Source organism: Pseudomonas yangonensis (assembly GCF_009932725.1).
Classification (GTDB): domain Bacteria; phylum Pseudomonadota; class Gammaproteobacteria; order Pseudomonadales; family Pseudomonadaceae; genus Aquipseudomonas; species Aquipseudomonas yangonensis.
This window is the reverse complement of sequence record NZ_BLJU01000232.1, coordinates 1-247: the sequence shown is the minus strand read 5'-3', so window position 1 is coordinate 247 and position 247 is coordinate 1. Positions and strand designations below refer to the sequence as shown.

Here is a 247-nt window from a genome sequence, read left to right as displayed (position 1 = left end):
CTAATACATCGACTTCTAGGTTAACTTTGCTACCGACTTGCCAGGTTCCAATATTGGTACGTTCTGCTGTGTGCGGAATTAAGTTCAAACTTAAAATATTACCGCGTAAATGATTAATGGTTAAACTAATACCATCTACTGTCACAGAACCTTTCTCTGCTAAGTATTTAGCAAGTTCTACAGGTGCTGTCACTTCATAATAAATTGAGCGAGCATCTTCACGGACTACGGTAATTTCACCTACACC

1 protein-coding gene is annotated in these 247 nt (G+C 38.9%); it reads right to left on the bottom strand.

Going from position 1 to position 247, the window contains the following annotated elements; all coding sequences use genetic code 11:
- On the bottom strand, nucleotides 1–247 hold a 247-nt coding region (locus GYB81_RS24150; protein WP_498052058.1), incomplete at both ends, for a riboflavin synthase family protein.